This window comes from Actinopolyspora mzabensis (genome assembly GCF_900101095.1).
GTDB classification, from domain to species: Bacteria; Actinomycetota; Actinomycetes; order Mycobacteriales; family Pseudonocardiaceae; genus Actinopolyspora; species Actinopolyspora mzabensis.
Window position 1 is genome coordinate 366,135 of the sequence record NZ_FNFM01000002.1, and the last position, 24,860, is coordinate 390,994.

The 24,860-nt window shown below is 68.7% G+C and carries 23 protein-coding genes; 11 read left to right on the forward strand and 12 right to left on the reverse strand.

The window, feature by feature from the left end; genetic code table 11:
- Positions 1–185 precede the first annotated feature (185 nt).
- Positions 186–362, forward strand: a complete 177-nt coding sequence (locus BLR41_RS04295; RefSeq protein ID WP_092626604.1) for a DUF3073 domain-containing protein — start codon at positions 186–188, stop codon at positions 360–362.
- A 338-nt stretch (positions 363–700) separates the two neighbouring features.
- Here the strand turns inward: BLR41_RS04295 and BLR41_RS04300 are convergent, their stop codons facing one another.
- The 6 genes from BLR41_RS04300 to BLR41_RS04325 form a co-directional block, all read right to left on the reverse strand.
- On the reverse strand, positions 701–1,153 hold the full coding sequence (locus tag BLR41_RS04300) for a DUF4396 domain-containing protein (protein ID WP_092626829.1): 453 nt from the start codon (positions 1,151–1,153) through the stop codon (positions 701–703).
- A gap of 138 nt (positions 1,154–1,291) precedes the next feature.
- The gene (gene purM, locus BLR41_RS04305; protein ID WP_092626605.1) at positions 1,292–2,416 is read right to left on the reverse strand and encodes a phosphoribosylformylglycinamidine cyclo-ligase; all 1,125 of its coding nucleotides are present in this window, start codon (positions 2,414–2,416) and stop codon (positions 1,292–1,294) included.
- Between the two features lie 196 nt (positions 2,417–2,612).
- Positions 2,613–4,184: an amidophosphoribosyltransferase gene (gene purF, locus BLR41_RS04310; RefSeq protein WP_092626606.1), complete on the reverse strand. Its 1,572-nt coding sequence runs from the start codon at positions 4,182–4,184 to the stop codon at positions 2,613–2,615.
- Between the two features lie 90 nt (positions 4,185–4,274).
- Positions 4,275–4,685 (reverse strand): sterol carrier family protein, encoded by a 411-nt coding sequence (locus tag BLR41_RS04315; RefSeq protein ID WP_092626608.1) that lies wholly within the window; start codon positions 4,683–4,685, stop codon positions 4,275–4,277.
- 94 nt (positions 4,686–4,779) lie between these two features.
- Entirely contained in the window at positions 4,780–5,568 is a 789-nt protein-coding gene (locus BLR41_RS04320) for a helix-turn-helix domain-containing protein (RefSeq protein ID WP_176797804.1), read from the reverse strand.
- Positions 5,569–6,036: 468 nt separating this feature from the next.
- A complete protein-coding gene (locus tag BLR41_RS04325) occupies positions 6,037–6,492 on the reverse strand; it encodes a PRC-barrel domain-containing protein (RefSeq protein ID WP_092626830.1) in 456 nt (151 codons plus the stop codon).
- 250 nt (positions 6,493–6,742) lie between these two features.
- Here BLR41_RS04325 and BLR41_RS04330 point away from each other — a divergent pair, with 250 nt between their 5' ends.
- From BLR41_RS04330 to BLR41_RS04340, 3 genes are all read left to right on the forward strand, one after another.
- Positions 6,743–7,318: a type VII secretion system-associated protein gene (locus BLR41_RS04330; RefSeq protein WP_092626609.1), complete on the forward strand. Its 576-nt coding sequence runs from the start codon at positions 6,743–6,745 to the stop codon at positions 7,316–7,318.
- A 234-nt stretch (positions 7,319–7,552) separates the two neighbouring features.
- Positions 7,553–9,430 carry a glycoside hydrolase family 15 protein gene (locus BLR41_RS04335; protein ID WP_092626610.1) on the forward strand — a complete coding sequence of 626 codons (1,878 nt, stop codon included), beginning with the start codon at positions 7,553–7,555 and terminating at the stop codon, positions 9,428–9,430.
- Positions 9,427–10,470, forward strand: coding sequence for a glucose 1-dehydrogenase (locus BLR41_RS04340; protein ID WP_092626612.1), 1,044 nt, complete (start codon positions 9,427–9,429; stop codon positions 10,468–10,470). Before BLR41_RS04335 ends, BLR41_RS04340 begins: the two co-directional genes overlap by 4 nt.
- A gap of 39 nt (positions 10,471–10,509) precedes the next feature.
- Here the strand turns inward: BLR41_RS04340 and BLR41_RS22730 are convergent, their stop codons facing one another.
- Positions 10,510–10,680 (reverse strand): hypothetical protein, encoded by a 171-nt coding sequence (locus BLR41_RS22730; RefSeq protein WP_176797805.1) that lies wholly within the window; start codon positions 10,678–10,680, stop codon positions 10,510–10,512.
- A gap of 249 nt (positions 10,681–10,929) precedes the next feature.
- Here BLR41_RS22730 and BLR41_RS04345 point away from each other — a divergent pair, with 249 nt between their 5' ends.
- From BLR41_RS04345 to BLR41_RS04355, 3 genes are all read left to right on the forward strand, one after another.
- Positions 10,930–11,796: a helix-turn-helix domain-containing protein gene (locus BLR41_RS04345; RefSeq protein ID WP_143012991.1), complete on the forward strand. Its 867-nt coding sequence runs from the start codon at positions 10,930–10,932 to the stop codon at positions 11,794–11,796.
- Complete coding sequence (locus tag BLR41_RS04350) at positions 11,793–12,029, forward strand: DUF397 domain-containing protein (protein ID WP_092626617.1); 237 nt, start codon at positions 11,793–11,795, stop codon at positions 12,027–12,029. The genes BLR41_RS04345 and BLR41_RS04350 overlap by 4 nt, the downstream gene beginning before the upstream one ends.
- Before the next feature lie 78 nt (positions 12,030–12,107).
- A complete protein-coding gene (locus tag BLR41_RS04355) occupies positions 12,108–12,869 on the forward strand; it encodes a DUF3558 family protein (RefSeq protein ID WP_092626619.1) in 762 nt (253 codons plus the stop codon).
- A gap of 135 nt (positions 12,870–13,004) precedes the next feature.
- Here BLR41_RS04355 and BLR41_RS04360 read toward each other — a convergent pair whose 3' ends face one another.
- Positions 13,005–14,108 carry an inositol-3-phosphate synthase gene (locus tag BLR41_RS04360; protein WP_092626620.1) on the reverse strand — a complete coding sequence of 368 codons (1,104 nt, stop codon included), beginning with the start codon at positions 14,106–14,108 and terminating at the stop codon, positions 13,005–13,007.
- Between the two features lie 21 nt (positions 14,109–14,129).
- Positions 14,130–14,714: a PadR family transcriptional regulator gene (locus BLR41_RS04365; protein WP_092626622.1), complete on the reverse strand. Its 585-nt coding sequence runs from the start codon at positions 14,712–14,714 to the stop codon at positions 14,130–14,132.
- Between the two features lie 334 nt (positions 14,715–15,048).
- Between BLR41_RS04365 and BLR41_RS04370 the strand changes: the two genes are divergently transcribed.
- Positions 15,049–15,453 carry a DUF5318 family protein gene (locus BLR41_RS04370; RefSeq protein WP_176797806.1) on the forward strand — a complete coding sequence of 135 codons (405 nt, stop codon included), beginning with the start codon at positions 15,049–15,051 and terminating at the stop codon, positions 15,451–15,453.
- 17 nt (positions 15,454–15,470) lie between these two features.
- On the opposite strand, the gene BLR41_RS04375 is transcribed toward BLR41_RS04370, so the two are convergent.
- A complete protein-coding gene (locus BLR41_RS04375; RefSeq protein ID WP_092626623.1) occupies positions 15,471–15,938 on the reverse strand; it encodes a hypothetical protein in 468 nt (155 codons plus the stop codon).
- Positions 15,939–16,211: 273 nt separating this feature from the next.
- On the opposite strand from BLR41_RS04375, the gene BLR41_RS04380 reads away from it, so the two are divergent.
- Both BLR41_RS04380 and BLR41_RS04385 read left to right on the forward strand, forming a co-directional pair.
- Complete coding sequence (locus BLR41_RS04380) at positions 16,212–19,205, forward strand: transglycosylase domain-containing protein (protein WP_245693840.1); 2,994 nt, start codon at positions 16,212–16,214, stop codon at positions 19,203–19,205.
- Positions 19,206–19,302: 97 nt separating this feature from the next.
- Positions 19,303–20,994 carry a glycosyltransferase family 87 protein gene (locus BLR41_RS04385; RefSeq protein ID WP_092626627.1) on the forward strand — a complete coding sequence of 564 codons (1,692 nt, stop codon included), beginning with the start codon at positions 19,303–19,305 and terminating at the stop codon, positions 20,992–20,994.
- Here the strand turns inward: BLR41_RS04385 and BLR41_RS04390 are convergent.
- Positions 20,924–22,264, reverse strand: coding sequence for a hypothetical protein (locus BLR41_RS04390; RefSeq protein ID WP_425426877.1), 1,341 nt, complete (start codon positions 22,262–22,264; stop codon positions 20,924–20,926). The genes BLR41_RS04385 and BLR41_RS04390 overlap by 71 nt on opposite strands.
- Positions 22,265–22,455: 191 nt before the next feature.
- On the reverse strand, positions 22,456–23,214 hold the full coding sequence (locus BLR41_RS04395; protein WP_092626629.1) for a deoxyribonuclease IV: 759 nt from the start codon (positions 23,212–23,214) through the stop codon (positions 22,456–22,458).
- A 492-nt stretch (positions 23,215–23,706) separates the two neighbouring features.
- Here BLR41_RS04395 and BLR41_RS04400 point away from each other — a divergent pair, with 492 nt between their 5' ends.
- Positions 23,707–24,711, forward strand: coding sequence for a hypothetical protein (locus BLR41_RS04400; protein WP_176797807.1), 1,005 nt, complete (start codon positions 23,707–23,709; stop codon positions 24,709–24,711).
- Positions 24,712–24,860: the final 149 nt, after the last annotated feature.

Sequence of the window (24,860 nt, forward strand, 5' to 3'; positions counted from 1 at the left end):
CGTGTGACAACCGCCGGGTACCGCTGCGGTCCACGTCACCAGCTCCAGGTAGAGCGGGTTGGCCTACCACGTCGCGAAGAACCGCATCGGCACGGTACGGTAGTTACAGGAAAAGGTTGTCGAGATTCATGCGGGGCCGCCGTTCCCCTGGCCGCCCCGCAAACCCTGCGCGAGGGGGTCGAGCCATGGGGCGCGGCCGTGCCAAGGCCAAGCAGACGAAAGTGGCCCGCGAGCTGAAGTACAATTCCCCCAGTGTTGACCTCGGGGCGTTGGAGCGTGAGCTTTCCTCTGACTACACCCCTGAGTGGTACGAAGAGGAAGATTACTACGACGACGACAGGGACGACGACCACCGAAGGTGAACGCGGCCACGTCGACGAGTGACGGGTTCATTCGTCGACCGGGTTTCGGGTTCCTGTCGGCGGGCGAGGCAACGGCCGGCATCACGAGCGAGCGGGACTGATGCGCCGGTTACGCGACCGATTGTTCGGAGATCCCACCGAGTTGTGTCACCGGTTTTGGTGATGCGGCTCGGTGGGTTCCGTATTGTCCCGGGGGAATTGTCCGGACAGCGCCCAGCGGGATCGGGCGTCACCAGCACGTGGTCACCGCGAGTCGATCGCGGTTCCTCGGGCTGATCCTCTCCGCCGCACCGACCGACCGCACCGGCCGGGCGAGCGTCGCACCGGAGCCGAACCACTCAGTGCGCGTGCGCACCGTGCACCACGGCGTGCCCCTGGCCACGGCCGATCATCCACTTGTTCACCGGCCACGCCAGCAGGAACGCCATCGCCAGCGCGAATGCCAGCGCCGCCCAGAAGAACCAGTTGGCCAGCCCGGCGTGCATCGCCCCGGGGATGCCCACCATCACCAGGTTGTCCACCAGCTCCATCACCGCGATCGAGAGGGTGTCGGCGGCGAGGGCCAACCGCAACGCGCGCTTGAACCCCACCCCGGCACGCAGCACGCCGCGCATGGTGAGGCCGTAGCCGAACACGAACGCGAGCACGACGGCGATAACGACGGTCGCGGCGTTGTGCAGTCCCAGCGCGGTTCCGATGACCATCCCCAGGACCTCACCGATGGCGCACCCGGTCAGGCAGTGCAGCGTCGCCGAAGCGGCCATCGTCCAGGAAGCGGCGTGCGTCGACATCGACTCCTCCGTGATCGCGACTCGTTCCACCCAACGAGTACCCCGGAGGGGTATATTCCCCACTCGCGGAGTCGCCACGGACCCCGACGATGCTCGCCGCGCGGGGCCCGCGGTCCCCGACGGGTGCGGACCCGACACTCAGAATCTGGGGTGGTTCCCCCGCAGCACGACCCGCTCCGCGGCCCCGGCCTCGGAGTTCGTGGCGTCCTTGACCACCTCGCCCAGCACCCAGGCGGGCAGATGCCTGGCGGTCGAGACGGCCAGCGCACGGTCCACGTCCTCGGCGGCCACCACGGCCACCATGCCCACACCCATGTTGAAGGTGCGCTCCATCTCGGCGTTGTCCAACCTGCCGCGCTGCCCGATCAACCCGAAAATCGGATCCGGTGTCCAGCTGCCCCGGTCGATCACGGCACTGAGCCCGCTGGGCAACACTCGTTCGAGATTGGCGGCGAGCCCGCCGCCGGTGATGTGCGCGAAGGCCCGCACCTCGGCCTCGGCCGCCAGCGAGAGGCACTCCTTGGCATAGATGCGCGTCGGTTCCAGCAGCTCCTCGCCGAGCGTGCGACCGAACTCCTCGACATGCCCGTTGAGCGGCATCCTGGCCTGTTCGAGCAGCACGCGCCGAACCAGGGAGAACCCGTTGGAGTGCAGCCCGGACGAACGCATCCCGATCAGCACGTCACCCGGGCGAACCCGGTCCGGCCCCAGCATGTCGTCGGCCTCGACCACACCGACGCCGGTGGCCGAGATGTCGTACTCACCGGGGGCCATCATCCCGGGGTGTTCGGCGGTCTCCCCGCCGAGCAGCGCACATCCCGCCTGCACGCAGCCGTCCGAGACCCCTTTGACCAGACTGCTTATCCGGTCCGGGTCGACCGACTCGGTCGCGATGTAGTCCTGCAGGAACATGGGCTCGGCGCCGCAGACCACCAGATCGTCGACCACCATCGCCACCAGGTCGATACCGACGGTGTCGTGGATGTCCATGGCCTGCGCGATCGCGAGCTTCGTCCCCACCCCGTCGGTGGAGGAGGCGAGCACCGGTTCGGTCCACCGGTCCAGCTTGAGCTGGAACAAGCCTGCGAAACCACCGATGGAGCCGAGCACCTCGGGACGCGTGGCACGAGCCGCCAGGGGACGCATCCGCTCGACGGCCTCGTCGCCCGCTTCGATACTGACCCCGGCATCGGCGTAGGTTGCTGCGGGCCCCTCCGGATCGGAGGAACCGGAATTCGACCCTGCCAGCAGGTCTTCGGACACGTCTTGCTCCAGATCTGGTGCGCGTTTCGGATGCGGTGTGCGTAGCCGTGCGTGGCACGACCACGCTACGGACGAACATGGACGACCGGGGTAACGAGCACGGTGCCGCCAAAGTTGCGAGGACGTTTCGAACTCGGGGAGGCCACGGCGCCGGGCCTTCGCCGCCCCCGGCACCTCCTCTCCCGACCCCGCGGCGTCATGGCCTGCTCACGGCGTCCTCGGCTCCGTAGCCGCTCGGTAACACCGGGTCGGACGAGCCCGCGGTTTCCCCGCTGCTGGGCTCGGGGTTTTCCAGCAGGTGTTTGCCGATCCGGTCCTCCTCGGGGATCGGGATCGGGTAGTTCCCGTCGAAACAGGCCGCGCACAACCGGTTGCGGGGCTGCTCGGAAGCGGCCACCAGCCCGTCCAGCGAGACGTAACCCAGCGAGTCGGCACCGATCGACTGCCGGACCCCGTCGAGATCGAGCCCGTTGGCGACGAGCTCGGCCCGCGAGGCGAAGTCGATCCCGTAGAAGCAGGGCCAGCGCACGGGCGGCGAGGCGATCCTGACGTGGACCTCGAGCGCTCCGGCCTCGCGCAACATCTTCACCAGGGCGCGCTGAGTGTTGCCGCGCACGATGGAGTCGTCGACCACGAGCAGCCGTTTGCCCCGGATCACCTCTCGCAACGGGTTGAGCTTGAGCCGGATGCCGAGCTGGCGGATGGTCTGGGACGGTTCGATGAAGGTACGGCCCACGTAGGCGTTCTTGACCAGGCCGTTGCCGTAGGCGATGTCGGCTTCCTGGGCGTAACCGATGGCCGCCGGAGTTCCGGACTCCGGCACCGGCATCACCAGGTCGGCCTCCGCGGGATGTTCCCGAGCCAGCCTGCGCCCGATCTCCACCCTGGTGCTGTGCACCGAGCGCCCCGCGATCGTGGTGTCGGGGCGCGCCAGGTAGACGTACTCGAACACGCAACCCTTGGGTTCGGGATTGGCGAACCGCTGGGAACGCAGCCCCTCGGAGTCGATGGCCAGCAGTTCGCCCGGCTCGACCTCACGCACGAAGGAAGCGCCGATGATGTCCAGCGCGGCCGTCTCGCTGGCCACCACCCAGCCGCGCTCCAGCCGGCCGAGTACCAGGGGGCGGACGCCGTGCGCGTCCCTGGCGGCGTAAAGCGTCGACTCGTCGGAGAAGACCATGCTGAACGCGCCGCGAACCGTCGGCAGCAGCTCCATGGCGGCCTGCTCCACGCCCTTGTCCGCGGCGTTGACCGCCAGCAGCCCGCACACCAGGTCGGAGTCGGAGGTCGCGCGCTGACAAGCGCCCGCGGCGGAGGAGGCGTTGCCCACGGCTGTGTCGGCACCCTGCTCCACGGCGCGGTCGAACAGCTCCGCGGTGTTGACGAGGTTGCCGTTGTGCCCCAGCGCGAGGCCGCGGCCGGTGACCGTGGTCCGGAAGGTGGGCTGGGCGTTCTCCCAGGTGCTGCCACCGGTGGTGGAGTACCTGGCGTGGCCCACCGCCACGTGTCCTCGCAGCGAGGCGAGGACCTGCTCGTCGAAGACCTGGCTGACCAGCCCCAGATCCTTGTAGACGAGCATCTGCGAGCCGTCGCCGACGGATATGCCCGCGGCCTCCTGGCCCCGGTGCTGTAGTGCGAACAGTCCGTAGAAGGCGAGCTTGGCGACTTCCTCGCCGGGCGCCCAAACGCCGAAGACACCACATTCCTCGCGCGGGGTGTCCTGCTCGACCGCCTCGGCGCTGCCCGGATATGGCAGGTCGGTGACCACCGAAAACTCCCTGAGGGACGGAGCCGGAGTTACACCTCAGTGTAAACCGTGTGTCATCCGGCCGTATCCACCTCCCGAGGGTGGGGCCGGTCACTTCTCCGGGGCCTGGCCGTCCGGATCGGCGATGCGCAGCAGCGGAAGCCACCACGAGAGATCGGCTCGGGAGCCGGAGGCTGCGACCAGCTCCTGACGGATCGCTCGGTCCCAGCCGATCCTTCCCGTCGCGAGGGACAGCCAGGTGTGCGGATCGGTCTCGACGACATTGGGCGGTGTCCCCCTCGTGTGCCGCGGGCCGGAAACACACTGCACCGCCGAGAAGGGAGGCACCCGGACCTCGACCGTGTGCCCCGGGGCCAGCTGTTCGAGGGTGCGCAGGCTCAGCCGCACCGCCCGGGCCAGTTCGCTTCGCCCGGGGCGCGGCGCTCGGTCGTCCAGCCACGGCAACGTGGCGGCCACGGCGGTACGCAGCTCAGCGGGATCGACGTCTCGTCGGGCCGGCATGTCCGGCAGCCTACGAGTCTGCCGGGAGCCGCACGACACCGGCCGCCGACCGAGCGCCGTTCGACGCCTCGGGCACGAGGAGGGCCGGGCTCGGTCAGAGCCAGCCCAGCTTCACCGCCCGCACTCCGGCCTGGAACCGGGTTTCCACTCCCAGCTTGGTGACGAGCTCGCGCACCCTGCGATGGGCCGTGCGGGAGCTGAATCCCATCAGCCTTCCGATGGTGTCGTCGGTGGCTCCCGAGGCCAGCAGCGAAAGGATCCAACGTTCCTCGTCGGTGGGGACATCCGATTCGGCGGAGGCGGCGGACTCCCGCACCGGGGCCGCCGGGCGCCACAGGTCGTCGAAGACGCGGATCAGGGCGGTGAGCATCGCCGAGTCGCGCACCAGCACCGCGCTCTCCAGCTCCTCGGGACCACCGGTCAGCGGCAGCAGCCCGAACTCGTCGTCGACGACCAGCAGTTTCGTCGGGGCGAATTGCACCACCCGCGCCTGTTCGCCCCGACGCATCAGGCGTGTGGTCGTCTCGAGCTGCGGTGGACGGGCCAACGCGGCACGGTCGTAGAGCACTCGGTACTCGACGCCCTCGGCGAGTTTGTGGCGCTCCAGGGTGTCCAGCGGCTCGGTGGCGGCGTAGGGGGGTTTGACCACACCACGCACGAGGCTGCTCGCACCGCGCTGCAGGCGGTGTGCGGTGTTGCCGATCCGCTCGGCACCGTGCACGACCCGTAGTACGCCGTCCGCTGCCACGGTCGAGCGGGTCACGGATTCCACGGCTTTCCGCGCTCTGGTGTGCGCGTCGTGTCCGGCCGCGGTGCTGTTCCCGGTCGGGTTCCGGGGTGTCGGATCCGCGGGTGGCGGCATTCCGGCTTGGATACTCGGCACGATTACCCCTCTCAGTGGGTGCCCGGCCAGGATCGGACCGTCGTCCTCTCCTGCGCGGCAAAGTATCCGAGCCGAACATGTCGCGGAACCCACTTTAGGGGGAGCCCAACCAGCCGTAGGGCTTAGAACGAACGACGGACTCAAGCATTCCGAAGTGCGAACACTAAGATCGAATCAACCCGGAGGAATCGGACGGGGCGGATTTTTCGCCCCCGAGCGGAAACATGCGCGGCCCCGGTCCCGAACACTTCGTAACCGGGCCGAAAAACATTTTAACGCGATCCTCCGACATTCGCGGGGAAATCGAATCCGTCGGTCGGACGCGGCGGGTCTTCCGCGCGCTCTCGCCGGGGCCCACGACGTGACGTTGCTCGCCACTCGTACCGGGCCGCCCGAAGCGAGAGCCTGCGGAAGATTCCGCGAGGACATCACCCGCGTGACGTGCGGGGGACTCCTGTCGTCGCACTCCTACCGGCGGACCCCTACTGGGGGGGCCGCCGCCCAACGCCGCAACCGGGTGCGGAGTGCCCGCACCTGGCTGCCCTCCGCCACGGCGGAATGTCGTGGCGTCTCCTCGAGGGGCAGCACCGGTTCCGGAGTGTTCACGCCGTAGCGCATCCCGTAGTGCGCGTACAACTTCGTTTCCTGCTCCGGTTCCAGATCGCCGTCCTGGAGTGCCACGCGCGGTGCACGTCGAACCGTTTCCCGACCGACGGCCACGGTGAGCGTGTCACCGTCGAACGCGGCGCCGGCCAGCGGAACGAAACTCTCGTTGGTACCGAACAACCCGGTCTGCACCGTTATCCAAGCGGGCTGTTCGGTGTCATCATCCACGAATACCCGGCCGACGACGCCGATCCGACTACCGCGCGGATCGAACGTCTCACAACCGGTCAGCCGCAACGCCTCTCGTTGTCCGATCAAGAGCAACCACCTCCCACCCACCTGCTCGCCCCGACACGAGCATCGACTGTTTAGTCTGCACGCCTACCCCCGCACGAAGCATCCCGATCATCCGTGCGGCACAGAGCCGTTGTCATATCGAAACCGCGCGTCGGACCGGACCGAGACCCTCGGGCCCGGCGACCGGGGCGCATACTGCCGTGCGGGATCCGTTCGAACGGGCGGGCTCCGTACGAACCGACCACCGCATCCGAAAGGGCCGTGAACCGAAATGGCAGCCGACGAATCGCTACCCCCCTACGCGCCACAGATCACCGAGGAGATGCGGGAACAGGCGAAACAGACCCCCAACAGCTGGCTCTACATCGTGGACCCGGCTTACGAGGCCTCCGGGGAGCACGTTCCGCCCGAAGGTGTGGTGGGCGCGTTCCGGATCGACGAGTCCGGAGAGATCGACGAGCGCTTCCACCCCAACGACGAGTACGAACCGGGCACCAGCACCTTCGAACCCAGCAACGAGCTGGAGCGGGTGCTGCAGCTGATCGCCACCGGCCACGCCTCGGAGTCCGAGTTACCGGCCGCCGTGCTGGCGGGGGAGCTGCTGCTCTACGCCGAGGAGGACGACGAGGACGCGCTCTACGAGGCGGAGCTGGACGACGGAAGCAGGCTCGTACCCGCCTGCACATCCGTGAACCGGGTTCCGGAGGACTGGCCGAGCTACCGCACCGTCGCGGGTGCGCGGCTGCCCGAGCTGCTCGACGGCCTGGACCTGGGGCTGAACCTGGACGACCCGGTGCGTGCGGTGATCCCCCACGACATGCTGGCCCAGGCGCCCACCTCGGAGTGAGCCGACCTTCCCGATGGTGCTTCGTCGGGTCGTGCCGTGCCAGGGCGGACCCGGGTGGCTCGCGTCGGTTCTCCCCGACACGCTCGACGCCGAGAAGTCCGAGTGGGAAGAATTCGGGTGGGAAGAGGCCGGGTGGGAAGAGTCCGGTGCCACCGGGCGAGGCACGGGGCCATCTCGGACACGTGCTCGGCGCCACAACCGGGGGACACGGGCGACGCGGTTAGCCTCGACCCTGTGAGTGAGGATCAACGCAACGGCGGTCCCGGACCGATCGAGCACTACGCGCTGCTGTCCGATCTGCGTACCGCCGCCCTGGTGGGCAGGGACGGCTCCGTCGACTGGCTCTGCCTGCCCAGGTTCGACTCCCCGTCCTGCTTCACCCGACTGCTGGGCGAGGACAACCACGGTCACTGGCGCATCGCACCGACCGGCCCCGTGCGGCGGGTCGAGCGGCGCTACCGGGACAACTCGCTCGTGCTGGAAACGGACTTCCACACCGACACCGGCGTGGTGCGACTGATCGACAGCATGCCCCCGCACGAGAAGAACCACAACGACGAGCCGTGCGTGGTGCGGACCGTCGAGGGAATCTCCGGCGAGGTGGAGATCGGAATCCGCTGGGTGGTGCGGTTCGCCTACGGCCACTCGATGCCGTGGGTCCGCACCATCCGCGAGCGGGAGCCGATACCGGACGAGTACCTGCTCGCGCTCGCCGGGCCGCACACCGTGGTGCTGCGCGGCGACGTGCTGCCCGTCCGCAAGGAGGACGAGCGCGCGCACGAGATCACGACCACCGTGAGCGGCGGGCAACGCTACTCCTGGGTGCTGCAGTGGTCCTCGGACCCGGACGATCTGCCCGCCCCGATGGATCCCGTGCAGGAGGTGCGGGACAACGAGGACTTCTGGCGGGACTGGTCGCGCCGGATCAACTACACCGGACCGCACCGCGAACCGGTGTACCGCTCACTGGCCACCCTGAAGGCGCTGACCTACGCCCCGACCGGCGGCATCATCGCGGCTCCGACGACCTCGCTGCCGGAGGCGCTGGACGGGAACCGCAATTGGGACTACCGCTACTGCTGGCTGCGGGACGCCACGCTGGTGCTGCTGGCGCTGGACAACTTCGGGTGCTCGGCGGAGGCGGCATCGTGGCGGCGGTGGCTGTTACGGGCCGTCGCGGGAGATCCGGCGGATCTGCAGATCATGTACGGCGTCGGTGGTGAGCGACACCTGCTGGAGTGGGAGCCGGACTGGCTGCCCGGTTATCAGGACGTCTCACCGGTGCGGATCGGCAACGCGGCCTACGACCAGCTGCAGCTGGACGTGTTCGGCGAGGTGATGGACGCGCTGCACCTCGCTCGCGAGCGGGGAGTCGCGGAGACCCCGGACTCGTGGGCGCTGCAGCGGGGAATGCTCAAGCACCTGGAGACCATCTGGCAGCGGCCGGACAAGGGGCTCTGGGAGGTGCGCGGGCCGGACCGGCACTTCACCCACTCCAGGGTGATGGTGTGGGTGGCGTTCGACCGCGCGGTCCGGGCGGTGGAGGAGGACGACCTCCCGGGACCGGTGGACCGCTGGCGCGAGATCCGGGACTCGGTGCGTGAGGAAGTGCTGCGCGAGGGGTTCAACACCGAGCTCGGCGCGTTCACCCAGTACTACGGTGGCACCACGCTGGACGCCGCGACGCTGCTCATCCCCGCACTGGGTTTCCTGCCGGGCGAGGACGAACGGGTCCGCGGCACCGTGCGCGCGGTGGAGCGGGAACTGCGGCACGGCGTGCTGGTGGACCGCTACAGCACCGAGCCGGGCACGAACTCCGTCGACGGCCTGACGGGTCGGGAGGGCTCGTTCCTGGCCTGCTCGTTCTGGCTGGTCGACGCGCTCGCGCTGTGTGACAGGCGCGACGAGGCCGAGCGGATGTTCGGGGAACTGCTGGAGCTGCGCAACGACGTGGGCCTGTTCGCCGAGGAGTACGACCCCCACGCGGAGCGGTTCACCGGCAACTTCCCGCAGGCGTTCAGCCACCTCGCCCTGGTCAACTCGGCGGCGATGCTCTACGGCGGGCACACTCGCGAGGAATCCAGTCGACGCGACGGAGGGAGCCGGCGTTGAAGGCGGCGACCGTGATTCCGGGAAAACCGGGCTCCTCGGCCGTCGACGAGCTGCCCGATCCTTCACCGGATCCGGGGGAGCTACTGGTCGAGGGCCTGCTGGCGGGAGTGTGTTCGACCGACGAGGAGGTCGTGGGGTCCGAGCACGGCACGTCTCCCGCGGGTCGGGAGCGAATTGTGCTGTTCCACGAGTCGCTGGGCAGGGTGAGTTACGCCCCCGCGGTCAGCGGCTTCCGGGAGGGCGATCACGTTGTGGGGGTGGTCCGCAGACCCGACCCCCGGCCGTGCCCGGCGTGCGCCGCCGGGCAGTGGGACTTCTGCCGCAACAACGAGTACACCGAGTGCGGGATCAGGGGACTCGACGGGTTCGGAGCGCAACGCTGGACCGTCGAGCCCAGGTTCGCCGTACCGGTGCCCCACCGGCTGGGCGAGCTGGGAGTGCTGACCGAACCGACCTCGATCGTGGAGAAGGCGTGGGAGCAGGCCGAGTTCGTCGCCAGACGCTCCTACTTCGCCCCGCGACGGGTGCTGATCACGGGTGCCGGACCGGTGGGGCTGCTGGCGGCGTTGCTCGGCAAGCAGCGTGAACTGGACGTGCACGTGATGGACCGGGTCGAGCGGGGAGCGAAACCGGATCTGGTTCGTGAACTGGGTGCCGGGTACCACAATTCGCTGGACGAGCTGGACTTTGAACCCGAGCTGGTGTTCGAGGCCACCGGTTCGGGGGACGTGGTGTTCGACGTACTGCGCAGAACCGCCCGGAACGCGATCACCGTACTGCTGGGGCTGTCCGGCGGTGATCACACGATGCGGATCCCGGCCGGTGCGATCAACGACGAACTCGTGCTGGACAACGACACGGTGCTGGGGACCGTGAGCGCGAACCTGCGGCACTACCGCGGCGCGGTGCACGCGCTGGACGCGGCGGACCGGGAGTGGCTGAACGGGCTGATCTCGCGCAGGGTGCCGCTGACGGAGTGGCAACGAGCGCTACGCGCGGAAGAGGACGACGTGAAGGTCACGGTGCGACTGGGGGAATGAGACGGGGCAGGAACGGGCCGCGACACCCCGTCGTGGGAATCACCCCGGCTCCGAGTTCGAACACACGGCGGGCGGCCGTGCGCTCGACATCGCGCCCCGGGCGGTCCGGATCCGTCCGAGCAGTACGCACACCAGCGGCCAGCTCAGCATGGCCAGCGCGAGCAACGCCGCCGGCAGCACGTCCCAGAACGAGGAATCCGATTGCCACACGGCAGTAACAGTAACTGAGTTACGGTAACTGGCAATCGTGACAACTCTCGCTCACTCTTCCGTGAGGTGCTGCGCCTCAAGATTTCCCTCCGCCGAGTGATCAAGTTGTGCGGCTCCGGACTCGGAAGCGGGAACCCCGCCGAACGAAGCGGCAGCCGCCCCGCTCGCCGAGCGCCCCGACCGGCTCGCCCGCGAGCGAAACCTCCCACCCGCGTGCGGTCGCGGTGGCGTCTCGACCAGAGTGATCACATGGCACGACTGCTCAGCCCCGCGGTGTATCGCCGAATGATCGCTTTCGAACTGCAGCGCATGCGCAAGGCAGCCGACGTCACGCAGCAGGAGGCCGCGACGAAACTCGGCTGCTCCAGGGTGCGCATCAATCACTTCGAGTCGATGCGCAACCTTCCCCGACCGGCCGATGTAGAGGTGCTGCTGCCCCACTACGGAGCCACCGGACGCGTCGAGGAGTTCCGGGAGGTCATCACCATGCTCAAGGACGTGCCCCAGGACTCCGACCTGGCACGGCTGGCCGAGGTTCCCAGGGGATTCGACATCTACCTGGGGCTCGAGCAGGGGGCGCACAACATCCGCTCCTACGAGGCGATGATCGTTCCGGGGCTGTTGCAGACCCCGGAGTACGCCGGAGTGCTGATGCGGGGGCACGACGAGGAGCTTCCCGAGGACGAGGCGGTACGCAGAACCGAACTCAGGCTGGCCCGACAGCAGGTCCTGGACCGCGAGGGCACACCGCTGGAACTGACGACCGTCGTCGACGAGTCGGTGCTGCGGCGACGAATCGGCGACACGCGGATCATGCGGGAACAGCTCGAACATCTGCTGGACGTCTCGGAACGCACGAACGTCGCCGTACGGATCCTCGGCGCGGACGTCGGCGTGCATCCGGCCCTGCACGGACCCTTCACCCTGATGGACTTCGCGATCCCCGGCGATCCGGGCGTGGTCTATCTGGAGGACCGGCTGGGCGGGAGGTACTACGAGGACGCCGACGAAATAGCCGAGTACATCGGCGTCATGGCACACCTCCTCGCGCGGTCCCTGGACGAGAGCGAGTCGCGAAGGCTGCTCCGACAGGCACGGGAGGAGTTCGTCCCTTGAACGGACAGTGGAACTCGGGGAACACGAAGAAGTGGCACAAGTCCAGCTACAGCGCGACCCACGGCCAATGTGTCGAGGTATCGCCGCGGGGCAACGCGGTGTGGCTGCGAAACGACAGTCCGGACGACGAAGGACCGGTGCTGGTCTTCGAGCCAGCTAGGTTCGGTGCGTTCCTGGGCGCCGTCAAGGCCGGCAGGTTCGACCACCGAACCGATTTACCCCGGCGGCCGTGACCGCTGGCCGCGCGCCCGCCCCGTTGGGGACAGTGGACGGTTCCGGAGTGGACGGTGGAATTATAAGCTCACGGGATCATGACGCAGCACAGCTCGACGACACCTGCCCTCAGAACGATTATCGCGCCGCTGGCGGCACTCGCACTGCTGACCGCGGCCGGTTGCGGTGGCGATGGAAGCGCGAACGATTCGACCGCTGGTTCCGTTGCGCCTTCGGCCACGGCTTCGCACTCCCCGAGCTCGGATCCCAGCGGCGACGAGTCCACCGCACCGGACGAATCCGACGCCGGTGGATCGGAAGCGGCGTCGTCCGGCGACGCCTCCGGGGACGGTGGCAACGGCTCCGGCGAGGAGGCGAATTCCGGCGGAGCGAACGATGGCGACACCTCCGGCTCGGCGGGCAGCGGCGGTCCGGGCGGCGGCGCGAAACCACCCGCACCGACGTTGGCGGGTACCGACCCGTGCGAACTGTTGACCGAGGCACAACGCGACGAACTGGGGCTGCCCCGCACCACCGCCAACAAGCGGAACGGCGAGACCCGCAGTTGCGAGTTCAACCCTCCGCAGGGCAACGGGCCGGGCACGAGTGCGCTGCTCGCGATCCACGAGGAGCAGGGCCTGAACGAGTTCAGCGGCATGACCGGCGAGGCCGAGAAGACCACCATCACCGGCCACGAAGCGAAGATTCAGTGCGAGTACGGCAACTGTCTGATCGGCATAGCGGTCACCGACACCTCGCGCGTGGACGTGCAGTCCACGGTGCTCGGTGACGACGCCGCCACGAAGAAGCTCGGCAACCGCATAGCGAAGATGATCATCGGGAATCTGGGCAGTTCCTGAACCGGACGCCGTGCGGCGATCCCGCGATCCCGCGTGAGATCGCCGCACCGGAACGGCCGCACCGCCCCGCTGCGCGTCGATCTCGCGCGAAATCGACGCGCCCGGGCAGCGGCGGGACCACCACTGCCTACTGGATCAGCTCTCCCCCGCGATGAACGACTCCACCGCCTGATAGGCGTCCGAATCGGAGTACTGCTCCGGCGGCGACTTCATGAAGTAGGAGGATGCCGACAGCACCGGTCCGCCGACCCCGCGGTCCGCGGCGATCTTGGCAGCTCGAATGGCATCAATGATGATGCCCGCGGAGTTCGGCGAGTCCCAGACCTCCAGCTTGTACTCCAGGTTCACCGGCGCGTCGCCGAAAGCGCGTCCCTCCAACCGGATGTAGGCCCACTTCCGGTCGTCCAGCCAGGGGACGTAGTCCGAAGGACCGATGTGCACGTTGCGGTCCCCCATGTCACGCGTCACCTGCGAAGTGACCGAATTGGTCTTGGAGGTCTTCTTGGACTCCAGCCTGCCGAGTTCCTTCATGTTCAGAAAGTCCATGTTGCCGCCGACGTTGAGCTGCATCGTGCGGTCCAGGTGCACGCCGCGGTCCTCGAACAGCTTGGTGAGCACCCGGTGGGTGATCGTGGCACCCACCTGGGACTTGATGTCGTCGCCGACGATCGGCACGCCCGCCTCGGTGAACTCGCGCGCCCACTCGGGATCGGAGGCGATGAACACCGGCAGCGCGTTGACGAAGGCCACACCGGCTCGGAGCGCGGTGCGCGCGTAGAACTTGTCGGCTTCCTCCGAGCCCACCGGCAGGTAGGAAACCAGCACGTCGGCACGGGACTCGCGCAGCGCCTCGACCACGTCGACCGGCTGTTCCTCGGACTCCTCGATGGTCTCGGAGTAGAACTGCCCCAGCCCGTCCATCGTGTGACCGCGCTGCACCGGCACCCCCAGCGGCGGGACGTCGGCGATCTTCATCGTGTTGTTCTGGCTCGCCACCACGGCCTCGGACAGATCGCGGCCGACCTTCTTCGCGTCGACGTCGAACGCTGCGACGAACTCCAGATCACCGACGTGGTAACCGCCGAAGTCCACGTGCATCAGACCCGGGACCCGACCACTCGGATCCATCCGCCCGTAGTACTGCACACCCTGTACCAGCGACGCGGCGCAGTTGCCCACACCGACGATCGCCACTCGGACCTTGCCGGTCGTCGCCTCGTCGTGACGATCTCCGCCCATGGTCGCCGGCCTCCTTCTCCGTCATGTCCCGTTCGTCGTGTCCCTGTCCAAGCCTCGGTCGAGGCCACCCACACCCGCGGGCCGCTCGGCTCCCTGCTCGGCCCGCTCGTGCGCGATCAGCTCGTCCAACCAGCGAACCTCCAGTTCGCTGTGATCCAGGCCCAGGCGGTGCAGTTGCGCCGTGTACCGGTCGCACTGCTCGTCGGCTCTGGCCAGGATCGCCCGTTGCCCTTCCCGGCGCTGCTCCACGCGCCGCCGGCGGCTCTCCAGAATCCGCATCCGGATCGTTGGCGGTGTTCGTGCGAAGAAAGCCAGCCTCACGTCGAACGCCTCGTCCTGACACGCTCGTGGCCCGCAGTCCTCGACCAATTCGACGAAGCGATCCCGTCCCGGCTCGGTGAGACGATAGACACGCCGAGCCCGCCGTGACCGCTGCGCCTCCTGTTCTTCCTGGGTTTCCTCGATCAGCCCCGCACGACTCATCCGGCGCAACGTCGGATAGACCGTTCCGCAGGAGAACGCACGAATCTCCTGGAGTCGCTTGCGCAGCTCGTAACCGTGCATCGGCGCCTCGTGCAGCAGTCCGAGCACCGCGAGTTCGAGCACCGGCCCTCCTCTCGCGGACGAAGCCCAGCCGAGCAGCACCCGGTGATGATTATATCGTCCCGATACATCGGAGTACTACAGTCCTCGCCGCTGCCGCATCACCGTTCCGGGCCCCGGCGGGGCAGCACCGGTCTCGTGACCGTGGCAGCCGACCGGCGTCCCACTGGCCGGGACGAATCGCCGGGACGAATCGAGGCACCCCCGCACCCGGCCCGTTTCGCACCGAGTCACCCCGTCGTGGCACGGTCACCGTCGGTAGTTCGGAGACACCCCGCCACGGGGCTGCCCCGAACGGCCCAATTGAGCCCGGGCGCAGGACACGTACGCTGAGGGCGTGCGGACCCAACGGCAAGTGGTGGATTACGCGTTGCGGCGTCGGTCGCTGCTCGCGCGACTCCATGCTGGTCGGGTAGGTGTGAAGGAGGTCTGCGACGCGGGACCGTACCTGCTGCAGGCAGCCAAGTTCCACGGTGAGTCCAGTGACGTGATCTGCCCGGTGTGCCGCAAGGAGCACGTGACCTACGTCTCCTGGGTGTTCGGCGAGCAGCTCAAGCACGCCGACAATTCGGCCCGGAGCAACGCGGAACTGGCACGTATGGCCACCATGTTCGAAGAGTTCAATGTGTTCGTCGTCGAGGTTTGCCGTACATGTAACTGGAACCACCTGGTGCAGTCATACGTCCTCGGTACCGGGGGCCACCACGGCCGCGGTCGGGGACGCAGGACCGTGGCCGAGTGAGCAAGTAGCCTCATCGGTCACGGCCGGTGGCACCCGCCGACGTGAACGCATCGCACGGCGTCCGTGTTGACGCCTGTCCCGGAGGACGACTTCTCGTGAGTGACGAGCGTGACGACCGGTCCGAAGACGGCCGCCGCCACAGGCAGCCAGCTGCCGAGGATCGGGAGCCGGAGCGCGGGCGGCAACCCGGCCGACCGCCCCATACGGAGCAGCAGGGAGAACAGGCCGGGCAGCACAACGAGCCCCCGCCGGGGAACCAGCCGCCCCCACCGCCACCCGAGCGAGGCGGGGGGCAACCGCCGCCGCAGGCACCGCCGCCACCACAGGCGTCCCGTGGACAACAACCACCGCAGCACCGCTGGCCGGGTGGTCAGCAGAGCGGACAGCCGTCCGCTCCGCAGGGAGGTCCGCCGCCACCGCAGTATCCCGGGCAGCAGGGCCCCGGGCAGCAGGGTCCCGGGCAGCAGGGTCCCGACGGGGGGCACTTACCGCCCGGCCCCGCCTCCGAACAACCACCACCTCCGCCACAGAACGGACCACCGCAGGGACCGGCGGCACCACGAGGACAGGCGCAGCCGCACGCCGGGGGACCGCCACAGACCGGTGCCGGACAACAGCCGTCACAGGGTGGCCAGGGGCGGCCCGGCGAGGACGCCACCGCACAGTGGCCCGGCGCGCAGCAGCGGGGTGGTGGCCAGCAGCCACCGGCACCCCCACCCGGTGGTCAACAGCGGCCACCGGCCGACCCGGACGCCACCGTGCAGCATCCGGCCGTGGACGGCTCGGGAAACCCCCGTGACGCCTCGGGCAGGCCGCCCTCCGGCGCACCCGCTCCACCGCCGGGCAACACCGGCGGGCGCGGCGCGCAGGGCAACACCCCCGGACCCCAGCAGGGCGGCAATCCGGACGAGGTGCCGACCAGGAAGACCGCACCGCCAGGCCCCCCGCAGGGCCCACCCGCGGGGCAGGGCGGTCCCGGACAGCACCCGAACGATCCGGGTGAGGCACCGACCCAGCACATAGCTTCCGTGGGTGGGCCGAACGCGGCGCCCCGCGGTGGCGAGGAACCGACCCGGGAGCACCGAACCACCGGCGGTAAGGCAGCTGGCGCGGCTGGTGCGGCTGGTGCGGCTGGTGCGGCTGGTGCGGCTGCCGGGGGCATGGCAGGCGCCGCCGCGGGCGCGGCGGCCTCCGCCGGCCCGAACGGCCCGGACGGAACCGCCGGAAACTCCCGGGACACTCCGGGCTCCCGCGAGGAAGCCGACGCGACGGCTTCGGCCCGGTCCGAATCGCCCGAAAGCTCCGCCGAGTTCGGCATGACCCGCGCCGAGCAGTCCTCGCCCCCGGACAGCGATCCGGGGCTGATCACGCACCGCGCCTCGCACGGCGGCTACAGCTACTACTCGGACTCGGACCCCTACTCCGCCGACGAGTACGACGACTTCGAGGACGGCTTCAACGAGGGGTTCGACGACGAACTCGACTATCCCGACGATCCGGATGACGACGACATGACGGCCCTCGCCCGCAAGAAACGCGGCAGGCGCAGGATCTGGCGCGGTCTCCGGCGTACCTGTTACGTCGCGGCGGCGCTGGGAATCCTGGTGCCCGGCGCGATATTCGCCTGGTGCTACTTCACCTTCGAGGTCACCCCACCCTCGAAGGTCGCCAAGAACTACAGCACCAGCATGGTGGTCAAGTACTCCGATGGCAGCGTGCTGAACAAGTTCTCGCCCGAAAAGGGGGAGGAGCGCGTGCTCATCAAGGACCTCAGCGAGGTCTCGCAGGAGATGCGACACGCCACCATGGCCGCCGAGGACGCGGACTTCTACAGCAATCCCGGATTCTCGGTGACCGGCATCGGCCGCGCCGTCTACAACCAGCTCTCCGGTGGCCAGGGCGGCGGCTCGACCATGACGCAGCAGTACATCAAGCTGAGCACGGGTAAGGACGACCACAGCATCACCCGGAAGTTCACCGAGATCGTGCGGGCGTTCAAGCTGACCAACCAGTACGACAAGACCACGATCTTCAAGGCCTACCTCAACACCGCCTACTACGGCAGGGATGCCTACGGCATCGACAACGCTGCCGAGGCCTTCTTCGACAAGGACCCGAGCGAGCTCAACGCCTCCGAGTCGGCGGTGCTGGCCGGGATGGTGCAGCTACCCCGAGGCAACGATCCCCAGATAGACGCCGAGCGGGCCAAGGACCGCTGGGAGTACGTCAGCCTCCAGATGAAGCAGAACGGCTGGATCAGCCAGCAGGAGTACCAGAACCTGAAGATGCCGCAAACCCGGGAAAGGTTCGCGTGGCAGCAGAAGACCACCACCGCGCAGATCCACATCCAGCGGCGCATCATCCAGGAGCTGGAGGAGCACAACTACACCAAGGACGAGCTGACCAGTCAGGGCCTGCAGGTGGTCACCACGCTGGACAGCCAGGCCCAGCAGGCCGCCCGCGACGCGGTGCAGCAGGTGATGGCCGACCAGCCCGAAGAGATCAACCCGGCCCTGGCGGCCGTGGATCCCAAAACCGGCGCGGTGCGCGCCTACTCACCGGGCAACAAGGGCTACGACTGGGTCGAGGAACGCCAGCCCGTCGGCTCCTCGTTCAAACCGTTCGTCACCGCGACCGGCCTGAAGGACGGCTACGGGATCGGGGAGACCTACGACGGTTCGGACGACCAGACCATCGCGGGTACCGAATACGGCAACGCGGCCGGGGTCACCTGCGGCAGTAATCCGGAACGTTGCGGCGTACGCACGGCCACCGAGGAGTCGGTCAACACCGCGTTTCTGAACATGGCCAACAAGTTCGGACCGCAGAGCGTGGCCGAGACGGCCTACCAGGCGGGCATCCCGCGCGAGAAGGTCAACAGGGAAGGCGAGACCGTGCCGGTGCTCGCCAACTCCAAGGGGAACACGAATCTCGGCGTCACACTGGGTGCCTACCCGGTGAGCACGCTGAGCCTGGCCAACGGCTACGGCGGGCTGGCCGACGGAGAACGGGCCGAGCCGTTCCTGGTCGAGAAGCTCGTGACCAACGAGGGCGAGGTCAAGGAGGACTTCTCCTCCGAGACCGAGACCGCGTTCTCGGACAGCTCCCACAGCAGCGCCAACATCGCCGCCAACGTGACCGAGAGCATGCGGGACGTGGCGAAGGAGTACGGGCTGGACCTGAACGGTGATCGGCCGGTGGCCTCCAAGAGCGGTACCCACCAGCTCCGGGACAGTGGGCACAACGCCACCGCCTCGTACGTGGGCTACACCCCGCAGATCTCCACGGCGGTCGTGCTCAACAAGTCCACCACCAAACAGGAACCACTGACCGACGCTTCGGGTGCGGACATCTACGGCGCCGACCAACCCGGCGCCATCTGGCAGAAGTTCATGAACTCCTACCTGGAGGGCAAGCCGGTAGAGGAGTTCCAGGAGCCGGATCCGATCGGCCAGTTCACCGTGCCCCCGCCACCGAGTCCGGATCCCCCGGAGGACGAGAAGAACGAGTCGGAGACTCCCCCGAGCGATGAGTCACCGTCCGACGAAGCACCGTCCGACGAAACGGGGCCCAGCGACTTCCCCCCGACTGGCGGGGAGAGCTCGGACCGAAACGACGAGTGCCAGGAGAACCCCTGGTTCTCGGACTGCGAGGACGAAAGTGACACCACGAACCCGAGCGCGTCCGAGGAAGAGCGACCACACCAGCAGGGCAGCGGGAACGACGAGAACAGCGCCCGCGGTCCCGACTGACCGTCCGGCGTGATGTCCCCATGAACTCCTGAATCTCGTGCGGAGTGCGGCCGGTTCCACGAACCGGCCGCACTCTTCGTAGCGAGGGCTCCGTAACATGCGGACCGTGTCCGAGCCGGAGCAGCCCGAACGAGCGGGAAACGAGCGGGACCCCGCCGAAGGGGTCGGTGAAGAACGCCACGGCACTCCGGACCCGGGCGGAGCCGAACCGGTCGCCACCACCGAGCGGGTGGCGCGGGTGGACAGCGCCTCACTCGACAGGACCCAACGCGTTCCACCCACCTGGACGGAACCGCTCGCGATCAAGCTGAGCAACCTGTTCGGCGGGCGACTCGGCGTGCACGCCCAAGTGGGCAGGCAGTGGTTCTGGACCCCGCTACGGGTGATCCTGCTGCTGGCGGTACTGCTGCTGGCGGCGAGCTGGCTCCTCAAGGCACCCTGCGCGCAGACCTACGAAACCACCGACGGCCCCCGGCTGGACTGGCGGGACAACCGGCAGTACGTCGCGTTGTGCTACACCGACCTCATCCCGCGCTACGGAGCCGGCGACCTGGCGCCGGACGGGGCGTTCCCCTACAAGACGTCCTGGGTGGACGATCCGGGCACCCCCCACGAGCAGGTCCGCTACATGATGTATCCCGTGCTCACGGGGCTGTTCCAGTGGGCCAACGCGAAACTGACCGACGGCTGGATGACGCTGGCGGCTCACGGGGTGCTGCCTGCCACGGCGGAGAGCGCGGTCTACTTCGAGATCAGCGCGTTCTGGCTGGCCACGGCCTGGCTGGTGACCGTCTGGGCGCTGTACCGGCTGTGCCGGTTCCGGGCGTGGGACGCGGCGCTGGCCGCCACCGCCCCGCTGGCGTTCGTGCACGCCTTCACCAACTTCGACGCGCTGGCGACCGCGCTGGCCACCACCGGACTGCTCGCCTGGGCCCGCAAGCGCGTGACGCTCGCCGGGGTGCTGCTGGGGCTGGGCGCGGCGACCAAGCTCTATCCGCTGCTGCTCATCGGCCCGATTCTGGTGCTGTGCCTGCGTTCCGGGCGGGTCCGCGAGGGGCTGCGCGCGCTGCTGGCCATGCTGAGCGCGTGGCTGGTGGTGAACCTGCCGATCATGATCATGTTCCCGCGTGGCTGGTGGGAGTTCTTCCGGTTCAACAGCGCCCGACCGGCGGATCCGGACTCGTTGTACAACGTGGTCATGCACTTCGGCGACTGGGCGGGTTTCGACGGTCCGCTGGGGCCGAACGAGACTCCCTCGGTGCTGAACGCGGTGAGTTTCGTGCTGTTGCTGCTGGGCTGCGCGGCGATCGGAGTGCTGGCGCTCTCCGCACCGGTGCGGCCACGGCTGGCGCAGTTGTGCTTCCTCGTGGTGGCGGTGTTCCTGCTGACCAACAAGGTGTGGAGTCCGCAGTACTCGTTGTGGCTGGTGCCGCTGGCCGTGCTCGCCATCCCGCGCTGGCGGCTGCTGGCGACGTGGATGCTGCTCGACGCGGCGCTCTGGGCGCCGCGGATGTACTACTTCCTCGGCACCTCCAACAACGGACTGCCCGAGGACTGGTTCCTGGGGGCGGTCGTGGTCCGCGACGCGGTGGTGGTGCTGATCTGCGTGCTGATCGTGCGGGAGATCCTGCGTCCGGAACTGGACAGGGTCCGCCGTGCTCCGCACTCCGATCCGCACGGCGGGTTCCTGGACAACAAACCCGACCGGTTCGTGCTGCCTATTCGGCGAAGGCGGGTCGGGAATCCCGCTCGGCGGCCGCCCGTGGCGGTGAACTTCCGGGGAACCTGAAGCCGGCGGCCCCGAGAAACGCGACGAACAACCCGACCAGCAGTGCCGCGCGACCCCACACCCCGATCATCACCGCCTGCGCCGCGAACGACTCGTAGATGGCGAAGGGCTGGTCGGTGCCGATCAGATACATCCAGCGGAAGAACCCGATCCCCATGGCGGCGTCGGCCAGCAGGTAGGCGATCAGCCAGCCGGTGCGTACCGGCACGAGCACGAGGAACGGCAGCAGCCAGAGCGCGAACTGCGGGGAGTGCACCTTGTGCAGCAGCAGGAAGCCGCACAGCATCGCCGCCGAGACCGCCACCCACGGGAAGGCCCCGCCACGGGACCAGTGGCGCATCCCCAGCACGCAGGCCAGCGCGAACGACACGAGCACCAGCACCGGGGAAAGCACCCCGACCAGGGATTCGAACCGGTCCTCCGCCACCAGCGGCCGCAGGCCCCAGTACCAGATCGAGTTGGTGGTCAGGTCCACCGAGCGCCGCAGCTGGAACCGGAACGAGGCCGCCCACCCCTCGAAACCGATCACCGCGAACGGCAGGTTGATCAGTACGAAAGTTCCCAGCGCGGTGCCGAGCACGCCGAACGCACCAACGATGTCGAACCGGCCGCCGCGCCTGTCGGAATCACCGGCACCGGTGGAACCACGGGAACCGGCGGCATCGCGGGCACCGGCAGCGCCACCGGTGAGTACGTACAGCGCCAGCGGCAGGGCGAACATCGCGGGGTAGAGCTTGCAGGCCGCGCCGATCCCCAACAGCACGGCCGCCAGCAGAGCTGGTCGTCGCAGCCCGGTGGCCCGGTGGCGATGCACGGCGTAGATCGCCCCCACCGAGCAGACCACGGCGGCCAGGTCCCAGTTGTGGAAGGAGTAGAGCACCAACGGCGGGCCGAGCGCCCACCACAGCGCCCGCCAGCGGCTCAGCCTTCCCAGCCACCAGGCGGTGAGCAGTCCGAACGGGGCGAACAGCAGCGCGGAGGCGGCCAGGAAACCCGCGTCGGTCCGCACGAACAGCGACCCCAGCCACACCAGCACCCCGATCAGCACCGGGTACTCGACGACGCTGCCGTACAGCTCCCCGTCCTCGGTGATCCCACCGGTGGCGTAGGGAAAGCCCATCTCGTCGAGCTCGCGCGCGTTCCACAGGTACTGCAGGTCCGAGTAGCAGACGTAGCGGGAGCTGCGGGACGCGACGTCGGAGCGCGAGACGCCGGACTCGTCGAACTCGGGCCCGGTGCAGCGGGCCTTGTTGGCGTAGCCCAACAGCATGGTCAACCCGGTCAGCACGCACAGTGCCGCCAGGGCCAGGGCGGAGAGTCCGGTCGTTCGCCGTCCCACCGATCGGTCGCGCACACTCGCTCCCGGACAAGAATCGAGGTCCCGGTCCTCCGGCTGGGGAAACTCGCTCCTACCGACGTCGAGCTCGCGTGAAATCGCCGGCCTCCCCTGGCCGGGGGAATTCAACCACGGAGGTAGGCGATGTCCTCGGCCTGCCCCTCGGGAGGGGTCTCCACGACGATCGGGGCCTCGGCGGTGGCGCAGACCTCGCGCAGCACTTCGGGATCGATGGTGCCGGAACCGACGTTGGCGTGTCGATCGCGCCAGGAGCCGAACGGGTCCCGCGAGTCGTTGAGATGCACCAGATCGAGGCGCCCGGTTATGGCGCGAACCCGCTCCACGATGCCTACGAGGTCCTCACCTGCCGCGTACGCGTGGCAGGTGTCCAGGCAGAATCCCGCGCCGAACTCGCCGACCGCGTCCCAGAGCCGGGCGAGGTCGTCGAACCCGCGCGCCATGGCGTTGGCACCGCCCGCGGTGTTCTCGATCAGCACCGGCACCTCGAAGCCGCCCTCGGCGGCCTGTCGCTCGAAGAGTTTGCGCCAGTTGGCCACTCCCTCGGCCGGATCCTCGTCCTTGGTGACGTGACCGCCGTGCACCACCACCCCCTCGGCCCCGATCCGCGCCGCGGCCGCGGTCTGCGAGAGCACGGACTTGCGGGAGGGGATGCGGATGCGGTTGTTCGGCGAGGCGACGTTGATCACGTAGGGCGAGTGCACGAAAACCCGCAGCTCGGAGTCGCGGATCCGCTCCTCCAGCGGATGCGGCTGCGGAGCCTTCCAACCCTGCGGATCGGACAGGAAGAACTGCACGACCTCGGCGCCGCGTTCGCTCGCGGCGGTCAGTGGATCGTCGTCACGAACATGGGCACCGATCTGCATACCCCGACCTTAGTAGGAGCGCCTCGGGTCGGTTTGCGTGGCGGTGCGGGTTGCGGAACCTCTCGCACGGCTCTCGCCGCGGGTGCCCCGACATCGAGTGGCCACTACACCACGTCGGGACCGTCCCCGCGAGAGCCGCACGCGAGAACCCGCGGTCGGTCCTGCTGCGAGGGTGGTCGGAGTTCGCCCTGCGTCGAAGCGGCGCGGCGATTTCGCGAGAAATTGACGCCGCACGGGAGAAACCCCGGCGGCACCGACCACGTGAGCAGTGGGGCCTCAAGCGGGAGAGTGATGGCGCGGGCTACGAAAGGGATCGGGGTACCGCCTCCGGGAGCGCGCGGCGGAGGCGATTCGAAACGGTTTCACACTATGGCGTTACCGTGACCGTACTCACGCGTTAACCAGGGTGAGGGCTTCGATCTCCGCGAACCGCCCACCCGCGAGCCAACGGCGGGCGTCCCGGAGAGCGCGCACGGAGTGAGGGGTACGTGTATGAGCAGTCAGCGCGATGACCACCCGACCGAGGAATCCACTCTCGACGCTCGGAAACGAGCACCCGCTGCGCTGCGGCGAGCGGCCGCTGCCACGGCGGCGGGCGCCGTGGTGGCGACGAGCGGGTTCCTGGGCGGCGGTGTGGCCGCCGCGGCGGATCCGGTGGTGATCGGCACCTGCACCGAGGACGTGACGAGCGCCGAGCACGGCCAACCGATCGTGGTCTCACCCCGTGCGCTGGACTCCCGGGTCAAGGACGCGGCCGGACTGACCTTTCCGCTCGATTTCGACCGGATAGACCGGATCCACCAGCAGTTCCTGCGAACCGCGCCGATCCGCATCGGCGAAGTGACAGCCGAGGAACAGCACTTCTCCGGTTCCGCGCTGGCCGATGCGCTGGCGAATCGTATCGCCGGGCTCGCCGCCGTCGAGGACCGCGGCGACACGATGAACTTCCACGTGGGAAACCTCGCGGTCACCTGCCTGGGCGGCGTGAACGTGCCGGGCCAACCGAAACCGGAACCGAGCGAACCGAGCCCCACCCCGGATGAGCCGACGACCGGCCAGCCCACCGAATCCCCGGATCCGGGCTCGTCCGGCGACGAGAAGCGGAATCCCGGCACACCCGGTTCCGGCAGCGGCGGTGATCCCACCACGGATCCGATCGACGACCAGCCGCAGCGGCAGGCGGGCGGGCCGGGCTCGAACTACTCCCCGGGGTCCGCCGAACAGGTGGCGCCCTCCGAGTACGCTTACGTGCCGGGGTCGCTGCCGCCGTGGTCGGACAGCCGGTTCGGCGAGACGTCCGGTGGAGAGCCCGCCACGGGTGACCTGCGAACCGGCGATGAGCACAACCAGCAGGACCGGGTGCGCGAGGCGGGAAGCGCTCAGGCGTTGCCCACCGGCTCCGGGGAGCGCGTCGCGTTGCCGGTGCTGCTGGCCGCCGTCTCGTTGGCCGGGGTGACCGCCGCGCTCATCAGGACGTGGGTGCTGCGCCGGGTCTGAGACGTGCCGCTTCTCGACCGTTCGGACTCGCCCGCGGGTGAACGCTCGCGGCGCGGGGGCGTGAGCACCGATCGTCAGGACGAAGCGGTGCCGGGTAACCGGGCAGTACGCGCGATACCCAGGTCACCGGCCGATTCGCCGGATTGCTA